This is a genomic window from Pseudomonas sp. P97.38 (genome assembly GCF_001269745.1).
In the GTDB taxonomy this organism is placed as follows: domain Bacteria; phylum Pseudomonadota; class Gammaproteobacteria; order Pseudomonadales; family Pseudomonadaceae; genus Aquipseudomonas; species Aquipseudomonas chlororaphis_E.
In genome coordinates this window covers 275,074-300,513 of the sequence record NZ_LHVJ01000015.1, presented here as the reverse complement: position 1 = coordinate 300,513, position 25,440 = coordinate 275,074, and the positions used below count along the sequence as shown (strand labels likewise).

General features: G+C 62.7%; 25 protein-coding genes. 16 read left to right on the top strand and 9 right to left on the bottom strand.

The annotated features are described in order from the left end of the window. The first annotated feature begins 28 nt into the window (after nucleotides 1-28). Together AD664_RS11605 and AD664_RS11600 are read left to right on the top strand one after the other, a co-directional pair. The gene (locus tag AD664_RS11605; protein WP_053146652.1) at nucleotides 29-571 is read left to right on the top strand and encodes an exonuclease domain-containing protein; all 543 of its coding nucleotides are present in this window, start codon (nucleotides 29-31) and stop codon (nucleotides 569-571) included. A 93-nt stretch (nucleotides 572-664) separates the two neighbouring features. Next, a complete protein-coding gene (locus tag AD664_RS11600; protein WP_042730760.1) occupies nucleotides 665-949 on the top strand; it encodes a pyrimidine/purine nucleoside phosphorylase in 285 nt (94 codons plus the stop codon). A gap of 82 nt (nucleotides 950-1,031) precedes the next feature. On the opposite strand, the gene AD664_RS11595 is transcribed toward AD664_RS11600, so the two are convergent. Next, complete coding sequence (locus tag AD664_RS11595) at nucleotides 1,032-1,841, bottom strand: MOSC domain-containing protein (RefSeq protein WP_053146650.1); 810 nt, start codon at nucleotides 1,839-1,841, stop codon at nucleotides 1,032-1,034. Nucleotides 1,842-1,913: 72 nt separating this feature from the next. Then, entirely contained in the window at nucleotides 1,914-2,837 is a 924-nt protein-coding gene (locus tag AD664_RS11590; protein ID WP_042730758.1) for a chemotaxis protein CheV, read from the bottom strand. A 479-nt stretch (nucleotides 2,838-3,316) separates the two neighbouring features. On the opposite strand from AD664_RS11590, the gene AD664_RS11585 reads away from it, so the two are divergent. The 3 genes from AD664_RS11585 to AD664_RS11575 all read left to right on the top strand — a co-directional run bounded on the left by AD664_RS11585 (nucleotide 3,317) and on the right by AD664_RS11575 (nucleotide 5,533). Then, entirely contained in the window at nucleotides 3,317-3,787 is a 471-nt protein-coding gene (locus AD664_RS11585; protein ID WP_042730757.1) for a hypothetical protein, read from the top strand. Between the two features lie 196 nt (nucleotides 3,788-3,983). After that, nucleotides 3,984-4,877, top strand: a complete 894-nt coding sequence (locus AD664_RS11580; RefSeq protein WP_053146647.1) for a sensor histidine kinase — start codon at nucleotides 3,984-3,986, stop codon at nucleotides 4,875-4,877. Beyond that, complete coding sequence (locus AD664_RS11575; protein WP_053146645.1) at nucleotides 4,874-5,533, top strand: response regulator transcription factor; 660 nt, start codon at nucleotides 4,874-4,876, stop codon at nucleotides 5,531-5,533. The genes AD664_RS11580 and AD664_RS11575 overlap by 4 nt, the downstream gene beginning before the upstream one ends. Here the strand turns inward: AD664_RS11575 and yegS are convergent. Further along, nucleotides 5,517-6,434 carry a lipid kinase YegS gene (yegS, locus tag AD664_RS11570; protein ID WP_053146643.1) on the bottom strand — a complete coding sequence of 306 codons (918 nt, stop codon included), beginning with the start codon at nucleotides 6,432-6,434 and terminating at the stop codon, nucleotides 5,517-5,519. The two genes, AD664_RS11575 and yegS, sit on opposite strands and share 17 nt — an antisense overlap. 349 nt (nucleotides 6,435-6,783) lie before the next feature. On the opposite strand from yegS, the gene AD664_RS27865 reads away from it, so the two are divergent. After that, nucleotides 6,784-7,092, top strand: coding sequence for a hypothetical protein (locus AD664_RS27865; protein ID WP_256207096.1), 309 nt, complete (start codon nucleotides 6,784-6,786; stop codon nucleotides 7,090-7,092). Between the two features lie 57 nt (nucleotides 7,093-7,149). On the opposite strand, the gene glp is transcribed toward AD664_RS27865, so the two are convergent. Together glp and moaB are read right to left on the bottom strand one after the other, a co-directional pair. Continuing rightward, the gene (gene glp, locus AD664_RS11560; RefSeq protein ID WP_053146640.1) at nucleotides 7,150-8,376 is read right to left on the bottom strand and encodes a gephyrin-like molybdotransferase Glp; all 1,227 of its coding nucleotides are present in this window, start codon (nucleotides 8,374-8,376) and stop codon (nucleotides 7,150-7,152) included. Further along, a complete protein-coding gene (gene moaB, locus AD664_RS11555) occupies nucleotides 8,360-8,899 on the bottom strand; it encodes a molybdenum cofactor biosynthesis protein B (RefSeq protein WP_042731691.1) in 540 nt (179 codons plus the stop codon). Before moaB ends, glp begins: the two co-directional genes overlap by 17 nt. A 78-nt stretch (nucleotides 8,900-8,977) precedes the next feature. Between moaB and mobA the strand changes: the two genes are divergently transcribed. Continuing rightward, entirely contained in the window at nucleotides 8,978-9,577 is a 600-nt protein-coding gene (mobA, locus tag AD664_RS11550; RefSeq protein WP_053146639.1) for a molybdenum cofactor guanylyltransferase MobA, read from the top strand. A gap of 75 nt (nucleotides 9,578-9,652) precedes the next feature. Further along, the gene (locus AD664_RS11545) at nucleotides 9,653-9,874 is read left to right on the top strand and encodes a YgdI/YgdR family lipoprotein (protein ID WP_003183689.1); all 222 of its coding nucleotides are present in this window, start codon (nucleotides 9,653-9,655) and stop codon (nucleotides 9,872-9,874) included. 185 nt (nucleotides 9,875-10,059) lie between these two features. Here AD664_RS11545 and AD664_RS11540 read toward each other — a convergent pair whose 3' ends face one another. The 3 genes from AD664_RS11540 to AD664_RS11530 all read right to left on the bottom strand — a co-directional run bounded on the left by AD664_RS11540 (nucleotide 10,060) and on the right by AD664_RS11530 (nucleotide 11,670). Beyond that, complete coding sequence (locus AD664_RS11540) at nucleotides 10,060-10,947, bottom strand: pseudouridine synthase (RefSeq protein WP_053146638.1); 888 nt, start codon at nucleotides 10,945-10,947, stop codon at nucleotides 10,060-10,062. Between the two features lie 72 nt (nucleotides 10,948-11,019). Further along, entirely contained in the window at nucleotides 11,020-11,340 is a 321-nt protein-coding gene (locus AD664_RS11535) for a hypothetical protein (RefSeq protein WP_042731694.1), read from the bottom strand. 51 nt (nucleotides 11,341-11,391) lie between these two features. Then, nucleotides 11,392-11,670: a glutaredoxin family protein gene (locus AD664_RS11530; RefSeq protein WP_053146636.1), complete on the bottom strand. Its 279-nt coding sequence runs from the start codon at nucleotides 11,668-11,670 to the stop codon at nucleotides 11,392-11,394. A gap of 189 nt (nucleotides 11,671-11,859) precedes the next feature. Between AD664_RS11530 and AD664_RS11525 the strand changes: the two genes are divergently transcribed. After that, nucleotides 11,860-13,572 (top strand): monovalent cation:proton antiporter-2 (CPA2) family protein, encoded by a 1,713-nt coding sequence (locus tag AD664_RS11525; RefSeq protein WP_053146634.1) that lies wholly within the window; start codon nucleotides 11,860-11,862, stop codon nucleotides 13,570-13,572. Nucleotides 13,573-13,580: 8 nt separating this feature from the next. On the opposite strand, the gene AD664_RS11520 is transcribed toward AD664_RS11525, so the two are convergent. Continuing rightward, nucleotides 13,581-14,789 carry an ammonium transporter gene (locus AD664_RS11520; RefSeq protein WP_053146632.1) on the bottom strand — a complete coding sequence of 403 codons (1,209 nt, stop codon included), beginning with the start codon at nucleotides 14,787-14,789 and terminating at the stop codon, nucleotides 13,581-13,583. A 339-nt stretch (nucleotides 14,790-15,128) separates the two neighbouring features. On the opposite strand from AD664_RS11520, the gene AD664_RS11515 reads away from it, so the two are divergent. The 7 genes from AD664_RS11515 to AD664_RS11485 all read left to right on the top strand — a co-directional run bounded on the left by AD664_RS11515 (nucleotide 15,129) and on the right by AD664_RS11485 (nucleotide 25,343). Then, nucleotides 15,129-15,443, top strand: coding sequence for a YqjD family protein (locus AD664_RS11515; protein WP_042731698.1), 315 nt, complete (start codon nucleotides 15,129-15,131; stop codon nucleotides 15,441-15,443). Beyond that, entirely contained in the window at nucleotides 15,443-15,835 is a 393-nt protein-coding gene (locus AD664_RS11510; RefSeq protein ID WP_157061562.1) for a phage holin family protein, read from the top strand. Before AD664_RS11515 ends, AD664_RS11510 begins: the two co-directional genes overlap by 1 nt. Beyond that, a complete protein-coding gene (locus AD664_RS11505) occupies nucleotides 15,832-16,167 on the top strand; it encodes a hypothetical protein (RefSeq protein WP_042731699.1) in 336 nt (111 codons plus the stop codon). Before AD664_RS11510 ends, AD664_RS11505 begins: the two co-directional genes overlap by 4 nt. Before the next feature lie 101 nt (nucleotides 16,168-16,268). Continuing rightward, a complete protein-coding gene (locus AD664_RS11500; protein ID WP_047737490.1) occupies nucleotides 16,269-17,597 on the top strand; it encodes a deoxyguanosinetriphosphate triphosphohydrolase in 1,329 nt (442 codons plus the stop codon). Nucleotides 17,598-18,021: 424 nt separating this feature from the next. Next, on the top strand, nucleotides 18,022-18,648 hold the full coding sequence (locus tag AD664_RS11495) for a response regulator transcription factor (RefSeq protein WP_042730435.1): 627 nt from the start codon (nucleotides 18,022-18,024) through the stop codon (nucleotides 18,646-18,648). Between the two features lie 10 nt (nucleotides 18,649-18,658). After that, on the top strand, nucleotides 18,659-22,276 hold the full coding sequence (locus AD664_RS11490; protein WP_053146630.1) for a transporter substrate-binding domain-containing protein: 3,618 nt from the start codon (nucleotides 18,659-18,661) through the stop codon (nucleotides 22,274-22,276). 115 nt (nucleotides 22,277-22,391) lie between these two features. Beyond that, nucleotides 22,392-25,343, top strand: a complete 2,952-nt coding sequence (locus AD664_RS11485) for an HD domain-containing phosphohydrolase (RefSeq protein ID WP_053146628.1) — start codon at nucleotides 22,392-22,394, stop codon at nucleotides 25,341-25,343. Nucleotides 25,344-25,440: the final 97 nt, after the last annotated feature.

Genomic DNA, 25,440 nt, shown 5'->3' with positions numbered 1-25,440 from the left:
TCAGCACGCCGATACCGGGAACCTTGCGATGCCTCACTGGCTGGTGATTGATCTGGAGGCCACCACCGATGAAGGTGGCTGGCCGGTAACCGAAATGGAAATTATCGAAATCGGCGCCACGCTGGTGAATCGTGACGGGCGCGAGGTCGATCATTTCCAGCGCTTCGTGCGCCCCTTGAGACGTCCGCTGCTCACGTCCTTCTGTCGCGAACTGACCCACATCACCCAGGCCAACATCGACGGCGCCGCGCCGCTGACCGAGGTCTGGCCGGCGTTCGAACGCTGGTTGGCGCCGTATCATTCGAACCTCGAAGGCTGGGTCAGCTGGGGCGACTACGACCGCAAGCAATTGCTCCAGGAGTGGCAGCACCAACACCTGCACAGCATGCTGGGCCAGTTGCCGCACATGAACCTCAAGCAGCGCTTCGCCAAGGCCCGTCGCCTGGAACGCCCCCTGGGCCTCAACGCCGCGTTGCAACTGGCGGGCCTGCAATTCTGCGGTCAACAGCACCGGGCGCTGGAAGATGCCCGTAACACCGCGCGGCTGTTACCGTTGGTGCTGCCGGGTTGAGGGGCGGGCCCGAACCCGCTCGGCAGATGACGAACACCGACGCCTTGTGCATACTGGCCGGCCTTTTTCAGCCCCTTTTTCGAGGAATCGCCCATGTTTAAAGTCAACGAGTACTTCGACGGCACCGTCAAGTCGATCGCTTTTGGCACTGCCGAAGGCCCTGCGACCATCGGCGTCATGGCACCGGGCGAATACGAATTCGGCACGGCCCAGCGGGAAATCATGCACGTCGTTTCCGGCGCCCTGACCGTAAAACTGCCAGGCAGCAGTGACTGGGAAACCTTCGCGGCGGGCAGCCAGTTCAACGTACCGGCCGACAGCAAGTTCCAGCTCAAAGTGGCCGTCGACACCGCTTACCTGTGTGAATACCGCGGCTGACCGTCAAGCAGCCACAGCGTGTCGGTATGAGAAACAAAAATGCCCGTGTCCAATGACACGGGCATTTTTTCAAGCGCAATACTTACTCAAGCACCTCAACCGGCATGCCGACTTCCAGCCGGCCATTGCCGTCATTGACCAGGTTCTGGCCAAACATCGCGCCGTCAGGGGTCGAACGGTACTTCTGCAAGGTCGTGAAAGGTTCGCGGTTGGGGTCGCGATCACCGGTTTGCGGATCGACCGTGGTCATGATGCAACGCGAACATGGCTTGACCAGCCGGAACTCCACGTCGCCGATACGAATGCGCTTCCAGCCATCCTCGGCAAACGCCTCGCTGCCCTCGACCACCAGGTTGGGACGAAAGCGCAGCATTTCCAATGGACGCCCGACCCGATTCGACAGGTCCTGCAATGAGGCCTGGCCGATGAGCAGCAGCGGAAAACCGTCGGCAAAGGCGACCTTGTCGTCATCCTTGCCGTAACCGGCGGCAGTGGTGCGCGCCAGTTCCACTGGCACATGCACCAACCGGGTAGGGTTGCCGATGAACGCGCTGACCCAGGCCGCTGCCTCGTCACCGGCGTCCGGAACCCGCAAGGTGTCACGCCAGATGATCACCCCGCGCAGTGACGCCTCGACCGTGGACGGCAGCGCCACGTCGAGGGTGCCATGGCCCGGTGCGCTGAGCGTCAGCCCGCCCGCCTCATTCCACAAGGCCGAGAGCTGGCTCATCTTCGCCACGGCCCGCTGGGTCAGGAAACGTCCCGTGCCTTCATCCACCAGCATCCAGCGCCGGTCACCGTCCAGCCCGAGCTTGTCCAGGCCAATCCCTTGCAGGGGCTGGCCCTTGCCGGACTTCAACGGATAACGGTACAGCGCGCTCAGCCGCAACATGGTCAACTTCCCTGGGGGCGAAAAGGTGCCACCTTATACGAGCCGACCGTTGAAGCAAACCACCCAGCGACCTCAGTCGAGCGACAGGCGTTGGCGCACCACATCCACCAGTTTGTCCGGCTGGAATTTGGAGAGGAAATTGTCGCAACCCACCTTCTTGACCATCGAGTCGTTGAAGCTGCCGGACAGCGAAGTGTGCAGCACCACGTAGAGCCCGCGCAGCCGCGGGTCGTTGCGGATCTCGGTGGTCAGGCGGTAGCCGTCCATTTCCGGCATTTCGGCGTCGGTGAAGATCATCAGCAACTTGTCGGTCATCACCTCGCCAGTATCGGCCCAGGCCTTGAGCATGTTCAGGGCTTTCAAGCCATCGCTGGCGATGTGCATCTTCACCCCCAACTGGCCCAGGGTGTCGCGCAACTGCGACAGCGCTACATTGGAGTCGTCCACCAGCAGCACTTCGCGGCCACGGGCACGCTCCAGCACCGGGTCTTCGAGTTTGTCCCGGGAGACCTTGGCGTTGTACGGCACGATTTCGGCCAGGACCTTTTCCACGTCGATGATTTCCACCAACTGATCGTCCACCTTGCTGATGGCCGTCAGGTAGTGCTCGCGTCCCGCGCTGCCCGGAGGTGGCAGGATCGCTTCCCAGTTCATGTTGACGATGCGGTCGACGCCGCCCACCAGGAACGCCTGGACCGAACGGTTGTACTCGGTAACGATGATGGTGCTGTTGGCACCCGGCACCAGCGGCCGCATACCGATGGCCTGGGACAGGTCGATCACCGGCAGCGTCTGGCCCCGCAGATTGACCACGCCACAGACGAAGGGATGGCGCTGGGGCATCAGCGTCAGCTTCGGCAGTTGCAACACTTCCTGGACCTTGAACACGTTAATGGCGAACAGTTGCCGGCCCGCCAGGCGAAACATGAGAATTTCCAGGCGATTCTCACCCACCAGTTGGGTTCGTTGATCTACTGTGTCGAGAATGCCGGCCATCGATGACTCCTGGGCTTGTTCGGATGAATCCAATGAAAGGGATATCGGCTGGGTCCGCCGGATCTTGACCCCTGATAAAATACAAGCGCGGGGCATTGATGTCACATTAACATCATGCTTTACTGGCGCAGCATTTTCATCCGCTATTTTCCCCGCTGCGCGACCTCGGTTTGCGCATTAGGTTCCGCTGCCTAAGGGATTCCCCTAGGCACAATCAGGTCCAACCTGATATTCCCGCTATCCAATAGCCATTAATGTGACGCCATTCTCATTGCTGAACGGAGTCAGGCTTCTGTGCGCGACCCCAGGACATCGGATTCCGGCCTTGTAGCCGAGCCCACCCGTGCAATCGTTTGCGGGTTCGTCGCCGTTGATCGGCCCGGACCTCATGCCGCGCGCGTGTCCGTCGTCGACCTTGAGATCCAGCCGTTCGCTGTACACGGTTTTCTTTCGCCTGACATGATGTTGTGGAGATAAGCATGCCGAATGATCGCAGGAACTGGAATGAGCGCCTGCCCGAACTCCTGGTCGAGGCCGAGACGCTGTTGGCCAAGTCGGAAGAGTGCCTGAGCCATTTGCAATTGATCAGCAATGACAGGGATGCGATCGACTGCATGCTCAGTACCTTGCTGAAACTGGCAGGCAAGGCCAATGCCCTCGCCCTGGAAGCCCTTTCGGAATTCTCGCTGCACATCCATGGCCTGCTCAGCCATGCGCAGAATCACATGGAACTGCATGACCAGGCCCTGTGCGCCTTGAAGGACTGCTTCACCCTGATGGCCTGGCAACTGGAACTGGTCGATCACACCACCGGCACGCTGGGCCTGGATCGCAGCGAACAGACCTCGCTGATCGAAGCCTTTGCCTTCCAGGTTGGCCAGAGCCCCTGCGAGGCGCTGGCTGCCTCGCGCCCACTGGCCTTGGTGCATTACGCCCAGAAACAAGCCTGACTTCGATGCCGACGGCGCGATGCCGAGCGCGACCAACGTTGCGCGAAGTGGTAGTATCTCTCGCGTCAGTCGCTTCACGACCGCGCCGTCATGGCCGCCAACCGAAGCGGCCCTCGACCTGAAACGTTTACCCAACCCGGCCTGTCAGATGCGCTGACCGGCCAGCCCGCAGCGAACATCATTGGCTCCATCCGCTATGTACGCCAGCCTCAAGTCATTCATCACCTGGCCTCCCTCCCGAGAAAATGCCCGCCGCTTCACATTGTTGTTGTGCGTCTGCTCGGCCGTGGGCTGCCTGCTGACCTACCTGTTCGCCCATACATTGCCGCTGAGCGTGGTGGTGCTGAACCTGGTGGCCGTGGCCTGTGTCTGGATCGGCCATCGACTGTCGCGCAAATCCATCAAGCTGCAGCCCCAGGAACTGGCCGACCGCTTGCTTGAAGTCCAGGAAAACGAACGCCATCGACTCAGCCGCGAATTGCACGACGACATCGGCCAACTGCTGACCGCCGCGAAACTGCAAAGCGAATGGCTCAAGCAGCGGATGCCGGAAGAGTTGCAGGGCCAGTGCGCCATCCTCTGCGACACCCTCAGCGAGACCCTCGACAAGGTCCGCGACGTGTCAGCGATCCTCAACCCCAGGCAGTTGGCCAGCCTGGGACTGGAAGCCAGCCTGCGGGCGCATCTGCTCAAGACGCTGGCCAATGCGCCAGTGAAATGGAGCCTCGATTGCCAACAGCGCATGACCGGCATTCCCGAAGAAATGTCGGTCGCCGTGTTCCGGATCACCCAGGAAGCGGTCACCAACATCCTGCGCCACTCCCGCGCGACCAACCTGCTGGTGCGCCTGCAACGCCTACCGGATGGCCTCACCCTGCTGATCAGCGACGATGGCCAGGGGTTCGCCCCGGCCACCAACCCTGGCCGCGAAGGCCAGCGCGGCATGGCCGGCATGTCGGAGCGGGTCGAGCAACTGGGCGGCACGCTCGAGGTCACCAGCGAGGCCGGCAAAGGCACTCACATCGAAGCACGCTTCCCCTGGGCGCCCCGCGCCCTGGAACGGGCCAGCAAGAATAAGGTTCTCCATTGATCTGTAATTTGCTTCTGGTCGATGACCACTCCCTGATCAGGGCCGGCGTACGAGCCCTGGTCATGGATATCCCAGGCTACGCGGTCATCGGCGAAGCCAGCGACGGCAAGCAGTTGGTAGAGCTGGTGGAACGGCTCGAGCCCGACATCGTGTTGCTGGACATCTCCATGAAGGACACCGGCGGCCTGCAAGCCCTGCAGCAACTCAAGCGGGTGCGCCCCCACAGCAGGGTACTGATCCTGTCCATGCACACGGATCCGGCGCTGATCATGCAGGCGCTGGAATGCGGCGCCCACGGCTACCTACTCAAGGACACCACCGTCAATGAGCTGAAACATGCCTTGGAGGCACTGCGCAAGAACGAGCGCTACCTGAGCCCGGCCATCGCCCATACCGTGATCAACCAGGCGCTGACCCGCGTCCAGAAACGTCAGCCCGAACCTGCCCAGACCCATAACCTGACCGCGCGCCAGCTGGAAATACTGCGCCTGATCGTGCGCGGCAAGTCCACCCGGGAAATCGCCAACGGCCTGAGCCTGAGCATCAAGACCGTGGAAACCCACCGGGCGCAGATCATGAAGCGCCTGCAGATCCATGACGTCGCCGGCCTGGTGTTGTTCGCGGTACGCGAGCAGATCATCAGTCTGGACGATTGAGCGCCGTCGAGCCTCCCAGCAGCGGCGAATCGCTCGGCAGGTGCACGCGCAGCGCCTTCGGGCGCACCGTGAAACGCAGCGTGTCGACCTGCAATGGTTCACCGTCCAGGTTCATGTCCAGGCCTTGGGCGACCTTGATTTCCACCCAGGGCAAGCGGGCGCGCACGAACATGTTGTCGATGCCCAGCCCGCCCGCCAGCAAGTCCTTCAACGTGCCGACCACCTCCTGGGGCGCCGGCAAGATGCTGATGTCCAGCAGCCCGTCGTCCGCCAACGCCTCGGGGCACAGCACATGCCCTCCCCCCGCTTGCCGGCCGTTGCCGATGCCCAGCGCCAACAGATCCCCCGCCCAATGGAAATCAGGCCCCTGCAGCTCGCCATAGGCGGCGCTCAGCTCACTGAATCGCGACAGGCCGGTGAACAGGTAGGCGGCGCCTCCGAGAACCTTCTTGAGGTCTTCGGACGTGTTGGCGGTAACCTGGCTGCCGAAGCCGCCCGTGGCCATGTTCAGGAACATCCGTCCGCCCACCTCGCCCAGGTCAACGGGCTGGGCAGCCGCGTCCAGTAAGTCCAGGGCCTGTTCCGGTTCCAGCGGCACACCGGCGGCGCGGGCAAAGTCATTGGCAGTGCCCAGTGGCATCAGCACCAGGCTGGCATCGCCGGGGTTGAGGGCCATCGCCTCGGCGATATCGCGCAAGGTTCCATCACCGCCGCCGGCAATCAACTGCGTGTAGCCCGCCGCCAGGGCTTCCTCGACGCATCGTCGGGCGTCCCCGGCCTCCCAGGTCAACCTCACCGCCAGGTCCCACCCTTGCTCGCGCTTGAGCATCACGGCCGCGCGAACCTCTTCGTTGAGCGCTTGCTTGCCATGCAAAATCAACAGCGCCTTGCCCTTGCTCATCGTCGTCTCCGTCATTGGAAGGTTCAGCAAATGGGACCACTCATCGCGCCGAAAAAGCCCGGCCTGGTTCAATTTATTGAAAAAATCGCAAATACCTGCCCAAGCGAACCCGGTGCGCAGGGAGGGGCCGACCGATACTTGTGCATTCGAAGAGTTTTCTTACAAGACCTGGCGAATCAGCTCAATTGACCCTCCAGCGCTATTGAGACAACTTGGCATTCTGTTTTGCCAGACCGGCAAAACGCTCATCACCACACAAGGAAGTGCCAGACCATGAATAGATACGTCACGGCCCGCCGAGGCCGGATCAAGGGTTCTGAACGTAATTGCCAAGGGGATGAACCGTCCCATGCATAGCCGTGAATACAAGCTGTCGCCCCCACAGCTCGCGTCTTTTGGGAGCGGACGGGCCGACCCTCAAAACGATTGCAAGCATTGCAGTCATCCCGCTGGAGGAGTTGATTTGGAACCGCGCGTCGTTGAACTGGAAACCCACCTCAAGTACATCCGCAAAGACATGGATGAGATTCGCACCGACGTCAGGGTGATCCGCCACCGGCTGGCCTACTCGGCTGGCGCGGCGGCGGTGGTCCTCGGCCTGTTGGGTTGGCTGGCCAACAGTCGCTTCGACCAACTGGTGGCACTGCTCACGGGATAATGGCCATGCAAGCGAGGGCCCGGGTATCCGCCCCGGCCCCCACGACGCTGCATGGCGCTAGCCCAGGACTTCGCTTAGAGGGATGAAACCCACTTCGTCGCCTTCGACAAGGGTCTGTCCTTCCAGCACCTCGACCAGCCCTTCGGCCCAAGCCGCGCTGCGCAGGACACCGGAGCTCTGGTTGCGATAGATGATCGCGCGACCATTCTCCATTCGGCCTCGCAAGTATTCCCGTCGGCTGCCCGCCTTCGGCCAGGTGAAACCGGCCGGCACCTTGAACTTGAGCGGCATCACCGACTCGACACCCTGGCGCCTGAGCAGGTAGGGCCGCGCCAACAGTGCGAACGTCACCAGGGTCGAAGCCGGGTTCCCGGGCAGGCCAATCACCGGCACGCCACGGTAATGCCCGAACGTGAGCGGTTTCCCAGGCTTGATGGCAAGCTTCCAAAGCGCCAGCTCACCGTCCTCGCGCAAGGCGATACCCAGGAAGTCCGCCTCTCCCACCGAGACGCCACCGGTGGACAGGATCAGGTCGACATCCGACAACTGCGCCAGGCATTCACGGGTGGTCGGCAAGTCGTCGGGCAGGATACCCGCGTCGACCACCTCACAACCCAGGCCTCGCAACCAGCCACACAGCAGCACGCGGTTACTGTTGTAGATCTGCCCCGGCCCCAATGCCTGGCCCGGCTCGACCAATTCGTCGCCGGTTGACAGGACAGCCACACGGACCTTGCGCACCACCTCCAGCGATGCGCACCCCTGGGATGCCGCCAACCCCAGCTCCACCGGCCCCAGGCGCGTACCCGCCGCAAGAACCTGCTCACCGACGGTGGTTTCCTGCCCCTGAGGGCGGATGTTCTGGCCAATGACCATGGGCTCGGTGAAGCGAACTCGCTCGTCAGCCTCGACCACGGCATTTTCCTGCATCTCGACGCAATCCGCGCCAGCAGGAACAGGCGCGCCGGTGAAGATTCGTGCACAGGTTCCAGCCGCCAGCGGCGCCGGGGCCTGCCCGGCAAAAACCCGCTGGCTGACCACCAACGGCTCGCCGTTGCAGTCCGCCAGCCGCAAGGCATAGCCGTCCATGGCGCTGTTGGGCCAGGGCGGCAAATCAAGGGTCGACACCAGGTCCTGCGCGAGCACCCTTCCCTGTGCCGCAGCCAACGGCAATGTTTCGCGCTCGACGATCGGCGCGGCTGCCGCCATGTCGAGCAAGCGCTGCAACGCCACTTCGACAGCCATCAAGGCCCCGGCCTTGCCCGGTTTACCCACGGGATTCACACGGCGCCGCCTGTTTCAGATGAGGCACGAAATTACAGGGTCGGTGCCGTGCATCCAATTGTTCGGCCAGGATCCCATCCCAACCGGTACGCACCGCGTTGGTGGAACCCGGCAGGCAGCACACCAGCGTGCCATTGGCCAGGCCGGCCAGGGCCCGCGACTGGACGGTGGAGGTGCCGATGTCCGCCACCGAGATCTGCCGGAACAACTCGCCAAAACCATCGACCTGCTTGTCCAGCAGGCACGTGACCGCTTCAGGAGTGCTGTCGCGCCCCGTGAACCCGGTGCCGCCGGTGATCAGCACCACCTGCACCACGTCCTCGGCGATCCAGGTCGCGACTTGCGCGCGGATCTTGTACAAATCATCTTTGAGCAGGACCCGCGCCGCCAGGTTGTGGCCGGCCGCCATGAGCCGATCGACGAATACCTGCCCGGAGGTATCGGTTTCCAGGGTACGGGTATCACTGACTGTCAGCACCGCGATATTGAGCGGCACGAAAGGTACATCAGCCTTGGCTTTCATAGGCTCGTCCAGTTGTAGGGGAAACAGGCCGGTGTTATATCACAGCGCTTCATTTATTCGCCCGTGCGGAGACACAACATGACCAAGACGCCCCTGCCCCCCTGCTCGATCCTACTGCTGGCAGGCGGACGCGGCCAACGCATGGGCGGCCAGGACAAGGGCCTGCTGGAGTGGCGAGGCGAGCCATTGATTGCCCATCTCCATCGCCAGACCCGCGCGATAAGCGACGACCTGATCATTTCATGCAACCGAAATCCGGCACGCTACGCGGTGTACGCCGACCAACTGGTGCATGACGACGAGGGTGACTTTCCCGGCCCGCTGGCAGGCATCCGCGCCGGCCTCAAGGTGGCCCGACACGCACAGTTGCTGGTGCTGCCGTGTGATGTGCCGCAAATCGATGCCAGCCTGCTCGACAGCATGCGCCGGGCGGCCAGCCAGCACCCAGACAAACCGCTGATGGTGCGGCACGGCGAGCATTGGGAACCGCTGCTGTGCGTCATCCCACTGACATTGGCCGACACATTCGAGAAGGCCTGGCACGACGGCGAACGCAGCCCCGGCCGGATCATGCGCACGCTGCACGCCGTTGCCTTGCAATGCCCCGCCGACGACCCGCGGCTGGCCAACCTGAACACGCCGGAATTACTGACCCGTTACAAAGGCGTGTCAGATTGACACTAGCCAGGAACTTGCGCGCGTTGTATACGTCTGAGGGTTAGTAACTTGAAGAATCCATTTCGGAGAAACACCATGACTCAACGGACCCTCGCCACTTTCATGCTTGCTCTGGGCCTCGCCACCCTCGCCGGTTGCGCCTCGCCAACAGTGATCACCTTGAATGACGGTCGCGAAATCCAGGCCGTCGACACACCCAAGTACGACGAAGAAAGCGGCTTCTATGAATTCGAGCAACTGGATGGCAAGCAAACCCGCGTGAACAAGGATCAGGTTCGTACCGTCAAGGATCTGTAATCTTCGACGCTGGCGTCTGCTGTGAAATAGCGGCGCATTGCTGTTGACCAAAAAAAACCGGCGCCTGCCCTTTTTCAAAGGCAAGCGCCGTTTTTTTTATGGGTCCGTTCTAGAGAAAGCAGCTGTGGTGAATGGAAAAGTTTCGATCAGGGCCACTTAACCAGTGACCAGAGCCCCGCCTCAGCTCACCACTGCAACGTAATACGGCTCTCGAACACCCGCTCCTGACCACTCACCGGGTCGTTAAAACGCAGTCCCTGCGCCAGCAGCTTGAGCGGGTTGGCGTAATCGTCCTCCACATCCCGCAGCACGTCGGGGTAGAAGGGATCGTTGCAGATACCCGCCCCAAGGGCATTCATGTGCACCCGCAACTGGTGCTTCTTGCCCGTGACCGGAGACAGGCCATAGCGCCACAGCTCGCCGTTTCGCTCCAGGACTTCGATGGCCGTTTCAGTATTCGGCTCGCCCGGCCCCTCACACATCCGAAAGAACGGCTCGCCATCGATCATTCGGCTTTTATGCACGCGGGGAAAGCTCAACCCAGGCAGCGCCGGGGCAATGGCCTGGTAGTGCTTTTCGATCTGCCGGGTGGGGAACAACGCTTGATACGCCGAACGACTGTCGGGGTTGGCGGAAAACAGCACCAGGCCGGCAGTGTGTCGATCGATTCGGTGCAACGGCACCAGGTGGGGATTGTCCAGGCGTCGGATCAGCCGCCGCAACAAGGTTTGCTCGACATATTCGCCCGCCGGCGTGACCGGCAGGAAATGTGGTTTGTCCGCCACCACCAGGTGTTCGTCGGCGTACAGGATCGACTCCACCACCGGGATCGGCTTCTCGTCGGGCACTTCACGGAAATAGTGGATGCGCAGGCCCTCACGGTACGGCAGGTCGGCACGGATCGCGTTGCCCTCCCCATCCAGCACCCGCCCGCGAGCGATCCGGTCCAGCCATTGCTCGCGGCTGATGGCCTTGAAATGTTCGCACAGGCACTCCAGCACCGTCGGCCAGGAGCCCGGGGGCAGGTACAACGTGCTGGCCTGATGGTGTGCAGCGGAAAATGAGGAAACCATGGAAAACTCTTGAGCCTTTTCGCAGGGCGGTATTATCCGCCAGTCGCGCAAGCCCGCCCAGCAATGATTGCTTCAGGCCGGGACCGACGCCGGTTTGGCTGCCGCCTCGGTGAACTCCTTCAACCAGCGCAACACCTCCACCGCCTCCCAGCGACCAGGGTCGTACAATGCGTACAGCAAGCCCTGGTAACCCACTACATCCAGTTGCTTGTGATAGCCGGCACGCTGGAACAACGCCTCGATCTCTGCGAAACAGGTGTTGAAATGCAATTTATTGAAAGGTGTCTTGCCTTCGGTGACCAAGCCATCCAGGCGCAGTTCCAGGACCGCCTCGCGCACAACGTCCGCGGACATCCTGTTTACGCTGCTTTTCAGTTGTTCGACATTGACCAAGGGACGCACTCCAGATAGCTGTATGGACATACAGTAACCGAAGACTGCAGCTTACGCCAATGACCGCGAGTGAATGGAAGGTGCGAACGGTTCAAGCAGGAACGCGGCCACCCGGTCGGGATCGTCGAAAGGCCAGTCCAGCTCCGCGCCGGTATCGGTTCGCCGCAGGACCGGGATCCGCAGTCCATAGGTCTCGGTCAGCGCCTCGCTCTCGGCGATGTCCACCAGTTCCACCAGCAATCCATGCTCGACGAAAGGCATCAACACACCCTCGGCAACTTCACACAAGTGACAACCCAGGGTGCCGAGCAGCTGGCATTCAGGAGACATGGCAGGTAGACCCAAAAAAGATAGACGGTCATTCTAGGCCCGCACCGGGAAACCGTCGAGCCGCTGCCTCGCCTCAGGGTGTTTCGGTAAAACGCTGATGCAAATCACTGAAGATTGAGGCTTTTGCGGCGAGGCTGGGTGCCTTTCCCCCGCTACGCTGTCAGTTGTCGTCTTGAAACGGAGTGCCCCTTGTTTGCCAATCTGCTGATCATTCTTGCCTCATCCCTGGTGGTCATCGCCTTGTTCCGGCGCCTGCGACTGCCGCCCGTGCTGGGCTATCTCTGCGTCGGGCTGGCCGTGGGGCCGACCGCGCTGGACTGGGTGAACGACAGCGAAGAACTGCCCGACCTGGCCGAACTCGGGGTGGTGTTCCTGCTGTTCTCGTTGGGGTTGGAGTTTTCCCTGTCGAAAATGCTCGAGCTGCGTCGGGTGGTGTTCGGCCTCGGCAGCCTGCAAGTACTCGCCGCGGGGGCGGCCCTCGCCGGGCTGCTGGCCTTCTCTGGCGCGCCCCTGGCCGCGGCCCTGTTGCTCGGGGCGGGGCTGGCCTTGTCGTCCACCGCCATTGTCAGCAAGGAACTGACCAGCCTGGGGGAAATCTTCAGCAGCCATGGCCAGAACGCCATCGGGGTGTTGTTGTTCCAGGACGTCATCGCCGTGCTGCTGTTGACCCTGGTGCCGGTATTCGCCGGCAGCAGCGAGCACCCGTGGTATTGGGCGCTGCCACTGACCCTCGGCAAGACCCTGGTGCTGTTCGCTGGCTTGTTGCTGGCCAGCCGCCTGCTGCTGCCCCGATTGTTCCATGAAGTGGCTGCCTCGCGGTCCGCGGAACTGTTCGTGCTGCTGGCCCTGGTGATCGTGCTGCTGACGGCATGGCTGACCCACCTGCTTGGCCTGTCCCCCGCCCTGGGGGCATTCCTGGCGGGCATGTTGCTGGGTGAAAGCCACTACCGGCATCAGATCGAGGCCGACATCCGTCCCTTCCGCGACATCCTGCTGGGGCTGTTCTTTGTCAGCATTGGCATGCTGATCGACCTGCAATTGTTCGTCGACGACGGGCTGTTGATCCTCGGGCTGACGCTCGGCCTGATGCTCATCAAGGGCTGCGTGGTCGCTGCCCTGGTGAAGTGGCGCGGCAGCGACGGTGAAACCGCCTGGCGCAGTGGCCTGGCCCTGGCCCAGGGTGGCGAATTCTGTTTTGCCCTGATGGCGCTCATGCAGCAGAACCGCCTGATGCCCGCCGACATCAGTGGCCTGCTGCTGGCCGCGACGTTCTGCTCGATGCTGCTGACCCCGCTGTTGCTGCGTGCCGCCCCCCACATCGCCGCCCGCCTGCACCGCAAACCCAACGAAGAGGCACAACTGGAGCAGATCAGCGCGCTCAACGCCGGGCTGTCAGGGCATGTGGTCATTTGTGGTTACGGCCGCGTCGGCCAGTCCATCGGCCGGTTCCTGCGGCGCGAAGGCCTGGCGTTCGTCGCCCTGGATGACGACCCGGTGATCATTCAGGAAGCCAGCGTCGGCGAACACTGCGTGCATTACGGCGATTCGCGCCGAGGCGACCTGCTGGGAGCGGTCGGTTTGAATCGTGCGAGGTTGCTGGTGATTGCCGTGGACAAGACCGACATCGCCATCACCGTGCTCAAGGAGGCACGGCGGGTCAACCCGCAGGTGCCGATCCTGGTCCGCACCCGCGACGACAGCCAGTTGGCTGAGCTGCAAGCGGCCGGGGCCAGCGAAGTGGTCCCGGAGCTGCTCGAGTCGAGCCTGATGCTGGCCTCCCATGCCCTGATCATGCTCGGCCTGCCCGAGCAGCAGGTCCGCCATCACGTGGACCAGGTTCGGCACGACCGCTATCGCCTGCTGCACGGTTTCTACCCGGGCGACCAGGACAAGGCGCCCTAGTGCATCGGTCAGTCCTGGCTGATGGCGCCGATCTTGTGAATCGACAGATCGGCGCCGTAATACTCTTCTTCCTGGGTCAGGCGCAGGCCCAGCAGCCCCTTGATGACGCCATACACCGCAAACCCACCGGCCAGGGCAATGCCGACGCCCAGCGCCGTGCCGATCAGTTGGCTGGCCAGGCTGACGCCGCCCAGGCCGCCGAACGCGCCTTGGCCAAAGATGCCGCAAGCGATGCCGCCCCAGACACCACACAGCCCATGCAGTGGCCAGACCCCGAGCACGTCATCGATCTTCCATTTGCCTTGGGCGGCGGTGAAGCACCAGACAAACAACGCACCGGCGATGGCGCCGGTGACCAGCGCGCCTACCGGGTGCATCAGGTCGGAACCGGCGCAGACCGCCACCAGGCCGGCGAGCGGGCCGTTATGCAGGAAGCCGGGGTCATTGCGCCCCACGAGCAATGCCGCCACGGTACCGCCGACCATCGCCATCAACGAGTTGACCGCCACCAACCCGCTCACCCCCGGCAGGGTCTGGGCACTCATCACGTTGAAGCCGAACCAGCCGACAATCAGGATCCACGACCCCAGGGCCAGGAAGGGAATGCTCGACGGCGCGAACGCCACCAGTCGACCGTCCCGGTAGCGGCCATTGCGCGGCCCGAGCAGGAGTACCGCGGCCAGTGCCAGCCAGCCGCCCATGGCATGCACCACCACGGAACCGGCAAAGTCGTGGAAACCGGCACCGAAGCGAGCTTGCAGCCAGGCCTGCACACCAAAGTTGCCGTTCCAGACCAGGCCTTCGAAGAACGGGTAGACGAACGCCACGATCAGCACCGTGGCGCACAACTGCGGAGCGAACCGGGCACGTTCGGCAATACCGCCGGAAATGATCGCAGGAATGGCGGCGGCGAACGTCAGCAGGAAAAAGAACTTCACCAGGCTGTAGCCATGGTCGTTGCTGAGCACCGCCGCCGGTTGCATGAAAGTCACGCCGTAGGAAATCCAATAGCCGATGAAGAAATAGGCCAGGGTCGAGACAGCGAAGTCGCTGAGGATCTTCGACAGCGCATTGACCTGGTTCTTTTGCCGGACCGTCCCCACTTCCAGGAACGCAAAACCGGCATGCATGGCCAGGACCATGACCGCACCCAGCAGGATGAACAGTGTGTTGGAGCTGTGGACCAGACTGTCCACGGCACTTTGCATATTTTCCATGGTGATGGCAGACCTGAAAAAGTGGAGAAAAGCACCAAACCGGTTCGCTCGCGCCGACAACGCACCAAGTTGAAACGCGTCGCCGGCTTTGGCCAGCCAGGCGAACCGCTTTGGTGCATCGAAACGACTGAAACGCAGTCCCGCTTCAAGGCGCTTCGCGGGTTTTGATTATTTGGGTTAAGGTTTTCGGGCTCGCGCCCAGCTTCAGCGCACCAGCGCGGGCAGACGCACCAGTACATGGCAAAAGCCTGAGCAAAAGTTGTACCAGTCACTTTCACTGAACCTTCCGGCAAGGCTCATACTCGAACGCTTCAGACGTCACTTACGGAGATTCACCCCATGGCCAGAACCCAGGCACAGACTGCTCAAGAAATCCTGAAGGAAGATTTTCAGACGCTGGTCAACGACACGGAACGCTTGCTGGACCACACCGCAACGCTGGCGGGTGACCAGGCGGACGTGCTGCGCAGCCAGATCCAGGAAACGCTTTTGCGCGCCCGTGAAACGCTCAAGCTGACCGAAGATTCCATGCGCGAACGTGGCCAGGCGGCCGTGGACGCCACCGAGGAATATGTCCAAGCCAACCCTTGGCAATCCGTCGGCATCGCGGCAGGCGTGGGCTTTCTGATCGGCTTGCTGGCGACCAGACGCTGATGATCGGCCTCGACGAATCCGGCTCGCCCGAAGCGGGCACCGCCCCCACGGCACGTCGCCTGGGCGCAGCCTTCCTGGGTTTGCTGCACAGCCATGTCGAATTGTTCGGCATCGAATTGCAGGAACAGAAAGCGCGCACCGTCAGCCTGCTGTTGTTCGCAGGCCTTGCCCTGGTGTTCGCCTTGCTCCTGCTGGTAGGGCTCTCGGCCCTGGTGCTGATCCTGGTGTGGGACACCTATCGCCTGGCGGGCATCATCGGCCTGTGCCTGTTCTACCTGTTGGCGGCGCTGTTCTGTGGCCTTCGGTTGCGAGCAGCGATCTATGACGAATCGTCGCCCTTCCATGCCACCCTCGAAGAATTGGCCAACGATCGGGAGCGCCTGCTGCCATGAGCCTGCCTGATATCCCTCAAGCCCAGACCCGCCAGGAAATGCGCAAGGCGCTGGTGCGCCTGCGCATGGAGATGCATCGCCAGGAGATCCGCCAGGAAACACGCCAGCTGCTGCTCCCCCTGCGACGGGTACGCGGCCTGTCGCAGAGCTGGCACGAAGGCTTCGGCATCAAGCACGCGCCATTGTGGGGCGTGGCGGCGGTATCGCTGCTCGGCTTTTTCACCGGCAGGCGCACCCGCGCCGGGCGTACCGGCGGCCTCACCGGTTTGGTCCGGCTGGCCACGACGCTGCTGCCGTTGATCAAATTGGCCAAGAGCGCGCGCAAGCCGTGAGGCAACGGTGGCAAGGGTGGGTGGAATGACTTGCCCTTGCACCGAGCCTCGTGAACCGGGAAGCTAGGGCATCGCCCCCCCATCAAACGGAGCAACCGGCCTTGGATTGGCACACCCTGCTGACACGCGAACGCCTCGGAAAACCCCTTCACAGCCCGCAAGAGCTGGGCCGCAGCCCCTTCCACAAGGACCACGACCGGATCATCTTTTCCGGCGCCTTCCGCCGCCTGGGACGCAAGACCCAGGTGCATCCGGTGTCCAGCAACGACCACATCCACACGCGCCTGACCCACTCGCTGGAAGTCAGTTGCGTGGGACGTTCCCTGGGCATGCGCGTGGGCGAAACCATCCGCAGCGCCCTGCCCGACTGGTGTGAGCCGAGCGACCTGGGCATGGTCGTACAATCGGCCTGCCTGGCCCACGACATCGGTAACCCACCGTTCGGCCACTCGGGCGAAGATGCCATCCGCTATTGGTTCCAGCAGGCCGCCGGGCGAGGTTGGCTGGATGCCATGAGCGAAGCCGAGCGCGGCGACTTCCTGAACTTCGAAGGCAATGCCCAGGGCTTTCGCGTGCTCACCCAGCTTGAATACCATCAGTTCGACGGTGGTACGCGGTTGACCTACGCCACCCTCGGCACCTATCTGAAGTACCCCTGGACCGCTCGCCACGCCGACTCCCTGGGCTACAAGAAGCACAAGTTCGGCTGTTACCAGAGTGAACTGCCGCTGCTGGAGCAGATCGCCAACAAGCTCGGCCTGCCGCAGATCGAGGACCAGCGCTGGGCCCGGCATCCGCTGGTGTACCTGATGGAGGCCGCCGATGACATCTGCTACGCGTTGATCGACCTGGAAGACGGCGTGGAAATGGATCTGCTGGAATACCCACAGGTGGAATCGCTGCTCCTGGACCTGGTGGGGGACGACCTTCCGGACACCTACCGCCAGTTGGGCCCGCAGGATTCCCGGCGGCGCAAACTGGCGATCCTGCGGGGCAAGGCCATCGAGCATCTGACCAACGCCGCCGCGCGGGCATTCGTCGAACAGCAGGAGGCGTTGCTGGCCGGCACGTTGCCGGGGGACCTGGTGGAGCACATGCACGGCCCGGCCAAGCGCTGCGTGCTGAATGCCAAGGACATGGCCCGCAAGAAAATTTTCCAGGACAAGCGCAAGACCCTGCATGAGATCGGCGCGTACACCACGTTGGAGATCCTGCTCAACGGGTTCTGCGGCGCCGCACTCGAACAGCATGGCGGCCGCACGCCTTCCTTCAAGAACCGCCGCATCCTCGACCTGCTGGGCAACAACGCCCCCGACCCGAATGGCCCACTGCACGCGGCATTCCTGCGCATGATCGACTTCATCGCCGGGATGACGGACAGCTACGCCAGCGACATGGCCCAGGAGATGACAGGCCGCACGCGTCAATAAAAGGTGTGGGAACAACGGTTTGATGGGCCTGGCACAACCCTGTGGGAGCGGGCTTGCTCGCGAAAGCGGTAGGTCGAATTGCGACGGTATCGAATGACCTGCGCCTTCGCGAGCAAGCCCGCCCTCACAACGGATTCATGCAAGTTTCACAGGAGAAAACACGGAAAACCCCTCAGCACCATTCAATAAACCCTGCACGCCACTTGTTAAACATCCCGCGAAAAGAAGCACCTCTTCACAAAAAATCCTTTAATTCTTCGCCCTGTTTCATCCGCCTACTAAAAAACCGATTACATCGTAATATCTTGCCTCTTTTTTTGTAGGAAACTTCTGAAATTGAAGTTGGGTGCCCGTCTCTTCGTACGACCCTGGCTGTAACTGGGCTAAGGTGCGCGCTTTATTAAGCTCGCAGGGTATTTTATTCATGAACTCCGTTTTCATTGTCGACGATCATCCGGTCATCCGCCTCGCCGTTCGCATGCTCCTGGAGCATGAGGGCTATAAGGTCGTGGGGGAAACTGACAACGGCGTCGATGCGATGCAAATGGTGCGCGAATGCATGCCGGACCTGGTGATCCTGGACATCAGCATTCCCAAACTCGACGGGCTGGAAATCCTCTCGCGCTTCAACGCCATGACCACGCCCCTCAAGACACTGGTGCTCACGGCCCAGTCGCCGACCCTGTTCGGCATCCGCTGCATGCAATCGGGCGCTTCCGGCTATGTGTGCAAGCAGGAAGACCTCAGCGAACTGGTCAGTGCCATCAAGGCCGTGCTGTCTGGCTACAACTACTTTCCGAGCCAGGCATTGAACCCGATACGCCCGGATGATCCGCGCAGTATAGAGCTGGATCTTTTCAAGAGCGTCAACGACAGGGAGTTGATGGTCCTGCAACTTTTTGCCCAGGGCCGCACTAACAAGGAAATCGCCAAGGGCATGTTTCTGAGCAATAAAACCGTCAGCACCTACAAAAAAAGACTGATGCAGAAACTCAAGGTCAAGTCCCTCGTAGAACTGATCGAAATGGCGAAACGCAACGCACTTGTGTGAGAAGAACAGGATGCTCAGACGCATAAAGGAATGCCTGCTGCTAGTGAGCGCAGGGTTATATGCAAGCGTCCTCGCGGCGGCGCCGGCCATGCCCGAGCACCTGACGCTGCTGGGCCGCTCGACGGCGGCTGCGTCGATCCAGCTCGACGACGCCCAGAAGGCCTGGCTCCAGGGTCGGCGTGAATGGGTCCTGGGCACGTCCGCACCCGACTATCCCCCTTTCGACCTTTCCACCAGCGGGCACGACTACGAAGGCATGACCGCCGACTATGCCGGCCTCCTCGCCCAGGCAACCGGCCTGCCCATGAAGGTCCTGCGTTTCGAATCCCGTGACGCCGCCCTGGCAGCACTCAAGGCGGGGCAGATCGACCTGCTGGGCACCGCCAATGGCTTTGAAGCCCGCCAGCCCGACATCCTGCTGTCGACGCCTTATGCCGTGGATCAGCCGGTGCTCGTCACTCGCGCCAATGAAAGCCGTTCCCTGGCCGAAGGTCTCGAAGGCCTGCGCCTGAGCATGGTCTATCACTACCTGCCCCTGGAGGAAATCGAGCACCTGTACCCCAAGGCCCAACTGACCACCTACCCCTCCTATCAGAACGCGATCAACGCCGTTGCCTTTGGCCAGGCCGACGTCTTCCTCGGCGACACCCTGTCCACCCATTACATGATCAGCAAGGGCTACCTGAGCAACATCCGCATGGCCAGCTTCGGCAAGCATGAAGCCTTTGGCTTCGGGTTCGCGGTGCGCCGCAGCGACACTCGCCTGTTGGAGATCATCAATGCCACGCTGAACCAGATTCCCCTCGCCGAACACACCAGCATCGCCAAGCGCTGGAGTGCCGGCAGCGACATGTACCTCGCCGATCACCGGATCCAACTGACCGACCGCGAACAACGCTGGCTGGCGGCGCATCCGGTGGTGCGGGTGGTGGTGAATGAACATTCCGCGCCCTTCACCTTCTTCGATTCGGACGGCGCCTTGCGTGGGATCAGCGCCGACCTGCTGGAGTTGATCCGCCTGCGCACCGGCCTGCGCCTGGATATCCAGCGTCGCCAGAGCGACAGCGAGATGATCGCCGCGATCCAGGAAGACCAGGCCGACCTGATCGCCGCATTCCTGCCCAGCCGCGAACGGCAGCAGAAATTGAAATTCAGCCGGCCCTACCTCGACAGTTCGTTCGTCCTTCTGACCCGTAAACAGTCCGGCACCCCGGCCACGCTCGATCAGTTCGGCAGTCGGAGCCTGGCCATCGCCAAGGGCAACCCACTGATCGAATGGCTGCGCCAGCACTTTGCGGACATCAGGATCGTCGAGGCAGACGGCACCCTGGGGGCCATGGAGATGCTCGCCCAGGGCCAGGTCGACGGCGGGGTCAGCTCGTTGGTCATGGCTAACTACTTCATCTCGTCCCACTCCTGGCGCGACACATTGCAGATCAACAGCACCGTCGGCACCCAGCCGGCCCTGTTCGCCCTCGCCAGCGCCAAAAATGCCACCGAACTCAATTCCATCCTCGACAAGGCCCTGACCAGCATCGACCCCGATCAACTGGGGGTGATCAACAACCGTTGGCGCGGCTACGTCTCGGCGTCGCAACATACCTGGCGCACCTATAACCGCCTGTTCTTCCAGATCGTCGCAGGCGTCGGCCTGCTGTTGCTGCTGTCACTGGCCTGGAACGCCTACATGCAGCGCCAGATCCGGCAGCGCCAACGGGCCGAGCTCGCCCTCAACGACCAGTTGGAATTCATGCACGCACTGCTCAACGGCACGCCGCACCCGATCTACGTGAGGGACCGCAACGGCTGCCTGCAAAGCTGCAACGACAGTTACCTGCAAACGTTCGACGCCAGGCGCGAAGACGTCATCGGCAAGAACGTGATGCCGGGGGCCATGAGCAACGCCTTCGAGGCGCAGGAGTACCAGGCCGACTATCAACGGGTGATGGCCGAAGGCACCCCGCTGATCGTCGATCGTCCCCTGCACATCGGAGACAGGGAACTGACCATCTATCACTGGATCCTCCCCTACCGGAACTCGGCCGCGCAGGTGCAGGGCATCATCGGCGGGTGGATCGACATCAGTGAGCGACGCCAGCTTTTCGAAGAGCTGCGCGCGTCCAAGAAGCAGGCCGAAGACGCGAACCGCGCCAAGAGCACCTTCCTGGCGACCATGAGCCATGAGATCCGCACGCCCATGAACGCGGTGATCGGCATGCTCGAACTGGCCCTGAAACAGACCGACAAGGGCCATGTGGACCGTTCGACCATCGCCGTGGCGTACGAATCGGCCGCCGGCATGCTGGAGCTGATCGGCGACATCCTGGACATCGCCCGGATCGAATCGGGCCACCTGAGCCTGGCGCCCGAGCGCGTCAACCTGCGGGCCATGCTGCAATCGGTGATCCGGGTATTCGAAGGCGTGGCGAGGCAGAAAAACCTGGCGTTGTCGCTGCAGTTCGACGCCGCCGAAGGCAACCCGGACGTGTCGATCGACCCGTTGCGCTTCAAACAGGTGCTCTCGAACCTGATCAGCAACGCCCTCAAGTTCACTGAACAGGGTCGGGTGCTGGTCAAGGTCCGGTTGTCACCCACCGACCGGGACGACGTCCTGCACTTGCACCTGGAGGTCAACGACAGCGGCATCGGCATCGGCCCGGCGGACCTCAAGCGCCTCTTCGAACCCTTTGCCCAGGTCGACAACAGTGGCCGGATGGCGCGCAAGGGCGCCGGACTGGGGCTGGTGATCAGTCGCAACCTGTGCCAGATGATGGGTGGCAACCTGCACATGAACAGCCAGCCCGGCCTTGGCACTCAGGTCCAGGTCCGGCTGCGGCTGAACGTCTTGCCAGCGGCGCCAGCCGGTGTGGCCGCCGAGCCGGTCATCGAAACGGCGGCAGGTGTGCTGAACGTCCTGGTGGTGGACGATCACCCGGCCAACCGCCTGCTGATGTCACAGCAACTGGAGTACCTCGGCTACCCCTATCAGGTTGCCCATGATGGCGCCCATGGGTTCGAGGTCTGGCAGCAAGGGCATTTCGACCTGGTCATCGCCGACTGCAACATGCCCATCATGAGCGGCTATGAACTGGCGCGTTCGATTCGCCGCGAGGAGTCCGAGCAGCAACGCCCTCCCTGCACCATCCTGGGGTTCACCGCCAACGCACAGCCGGAGGAAAAACAACGGTGCCAGGACGCGGGAATGGACGACTGTCTGTTCAAGCCCATCAGCCTGAGCGCCCTGAGCCAGTGGATCAAGGCCGTCAAACCCAGCCGGCAGGCCCGGGTTTTCAGCCTGCAAGGCCTGCAAGCGCTGACCGGCGGCGATCCCTCGTCCACTCACCGCCTGCTGAGCGAGATGCTCAACAGCAATCGCCTGGATCGCCAGGAACTGCTCGACGTGGCCCGGGGCGGCGAGCGCCAGGCCTTGAGCGAGACGGCACACAAGATCAAGGGGGTCGCCCGGATCATGCAGGCGACGTCGTTGATCCAGCGTTGCGAGGCACTGGAACAGGCCTGTCAGCCCGCCTCGGCACCGCAGCGGATTCGCGAATGCGTCGAAGCCCTCGACCAGGCCATGATCGACGTCGGGGTAGCCCTCCAAACAGCACTCGCCAAGGCACGATAACCCAGCATTTACTATGCTGTTGCCTGAGCAGTGCGTACCAGGGGTGTTCTCGATCAGCGTCCCCTCCACGCGGAAACACCCTTTGAGAACGCCCCTTACACTTGGAGTGACTGCAATGCCCAACGCACCGCGTACGGAAAAACGCCGGTTCCCCCTGCACGTCCATATCAGCGTGATGTTCACCCTGCTTCTGCTGCTGACCGGCGTGGTGCTGGGCATTTTCAACTATCGGCAGACCACGCAAATCATCCTCTCCAGCAGTGAAAAACTGTTCAACCGGATCGAGCAGGACGTGCGCCTGGATCTGTACGACACCTACGAACCGATCCGCCACCTGCTGGGCCTGCTGGCCGATTACCCGGCCACGCGCTCACCCCGGATGGAGCAACGCCTGGCCTTGCTCGGGCCCTTCAGCCAGGCGCTGCGGGACAACCCGAACCTGGCGTCGTTGTACCTGGGTGATGCCCTGGGTGATTTCCTGATGGTCCGGCCGTTGCGCAGCGCGGCCCTGAAAACCGCGGTGGGCGCCCCGGCCAACGCGGCCTACCAGGTCTGGACCGTGGAGCGAGCGACGTCCGACGGTTCGGTTCGCGCCCAGTCGCTGTTCTACGACGAACACCTGACGCTCATCGATCACCGGGACATCGCTGAAGAGACGTTCGATCCGCGCAATCGAAGCTGGTTTCGCAGCGCCGTAGGCACCGCCGAGCAGATCACCACCGAGCCCTATCTGTTTTTCTCCACCCACACCATCGGCACCACCCTGGCCCGGCGCAGTGGCGAGCAGGCAGTGATCGGCGCCGACCTGACGCTCGCGGCCCTGTCCCAGACCCTGGCCAAGCACAAGGTCACCGCCGGCACCGAGATCGTCCTGCTCGACCCCAAGGGTAACGCGGTGGCCTATCCCGACAGCAGCCGACTGGTGGCGGACGCTCAATCCGCGCGCCTGATCAAGGCCCGCGACCTCAACCCGGCCATCGCCGCCACCCTCGACGACAGCACGGGCACATCGCGCCTGGAGGCCGCCGGACGGCGCTGGATCGTATCGCACAGCCACATGCAGGAAGGCGGACCGCAAGGCCTGGAACTGGCGCTGCTGGTGCCCGAGGACGAACTGCTCGACGAGGCCTATCGCATACGTTGGCAAGGCGCGCTGATCACCCTGGCCACCCTGCTGTTGTGCCTGCCGCTGGGCTGGCTGACGTCGAGGATCCTGGTCAAGCCGCTGCGTGCGTTGGTGCAAGAGGCCGATGCCATTCGCAGCTTCGACTTCAACTACCCGGTCTCGCGGCGCTCGCCGGTGCTGGAAGTCGACCAGTTGAGCGTGTCGATGGCGCGCATGAAGGAGACCCTGGCCAGCTTCTTCAAGATCACCGCCAGCCTGCGCGCCGAGACCCGCTTCGCGCCGCTGCTGGAGCGGGTGTTGTTCGAGACCGTGGCCATCGGCCAGGCCCAGGCCGGGCTGATCTACCTGCGCGAAAACGATGACAATCGGGTCAAGCCGTATGGGCTGGTGATCGAAGGTGTCCCCCGGGACCTGGCAGCGTTCAAGCTAAACAGTTACGAGTTGCAGGCCGAGCGCAGCCCGCAATGGCTCCAGCAACTGGCCGTCTCGGACAATCTGGTGACCTCCCTGGGCTTCGAACAGGCAGCCGATCTGCAAGGCGTGCTACGGGCGATGGACGCTCCCCGGGCCCACCTGATCGGCATCCGCTTGCGCAATCGCCACCAGGAAACCGTCGGCGTCCTGGTGTTGCTGATCAACGACAGCGGCACCGAAGGCGACCTGGAAAAGCTGCAGCCGGATCGCATCGCGTTTCTCCAGGCAGTGTCCGGGGCCGCCACCGTCAGCATCGAAGGCCAGCGCCTGCAAGCCCGGCAGAAGCAATTGCTGGATTCGTTCATCCAGTTGCTGGCCGGCGCGATCGACGCCAAGAGCCCCTACACGGGTGGCCATTGCCAGCGGGTGCCGGTGCTGACCCTGATGATCGCCGAGGCCGCGGCGGCGAGCCAGGCGTCGGCGTTCGAGGCGTACCAGCCGACGGAAGATGAATGGGAAGCGCTGCACATCGCCGCCTGGCTGCACGATTGCGGCAAGGTCACCACCCCCGAGTACGTCGTCGACAAGGCCACCAAGCTGGAAACCCTGAACGACCGGATCCACGAGATTCGCACGCGCTTCGAAGTGCTCAAGCGAGACGCCTGGGTCGACTACTGGCAGGCGATGGCGGCGGGTGGCGACCCGGCCTCACTGGCGCAGCAGCGCGATGCGACACTGGCCAGCCTCGATGACGACTTTGCCTTCGTCGCCCGCTGCAACCTGGGCTCCGAAGCCATGGCCGACGCCGACCTGCAGCGCCTGCAAGACATCGCCCAACGCCCATGGCAGCGCACGCTCGATGACCGCCTGGGGGTGTCCTGGGAAGAAAACCGCCGCCAGGCGCGCACGCCCCGGCCGACGTTGCCCGTCACCGAAGCGTTGTTGGCGGACAAGCCCGAGCACCTGTTCGAGCGTCACGAAGCCGAACTGATCCCGGCGGACAACCCGTGGGGTTTCAAGCTCGACGTGCCGCGCTGGAAGTACAACCGCGGCGAACTCTACAACCTGAGCATCACCCGCGGCACGCTGACCCGTGAGGAACGCTACGTCATCAACCACCACATGGTGCAGACGATCCTGATGCTCAGCCAACTGCCCTTCCCCAGCCACCTGGACAACGTGGCGGAAATCGCCGGCGGCCATCACGAGAAGATGGACGGCAGCGGTTACCCCAAGGGACTCAAGCGCGAGGAAATGAGCCTGCCGGCCCGCATGATGGCAATCGCCGATATTTTCGAAGCGCTGACGGCAGCCGACCGGCCCTACAAGAAGGCCAAGAAACTGAGCGAAGCCCTGGGCATCATGGCCACCATGTGCCGCGACGCCCATATCGATCCGCAGTTGTTCGGCTTGTTCATCGAAGAACAGATCTACGCCCGCTACGCCGAGCAGTTTCTCGACCCGCAGCAGATCGATGAGATCGACCGCGACGCCCTGCTGGCCCGAGCGGGATTGCGACCATGTTGAATCGCACCGCACCCCGTGCGGAGCAAACCTGCCGGCCCACCGCAAGGTCATGCACCCGACAGCGCCCGCGCGATGGCGGGCCAGCCTTGCTCCAGCC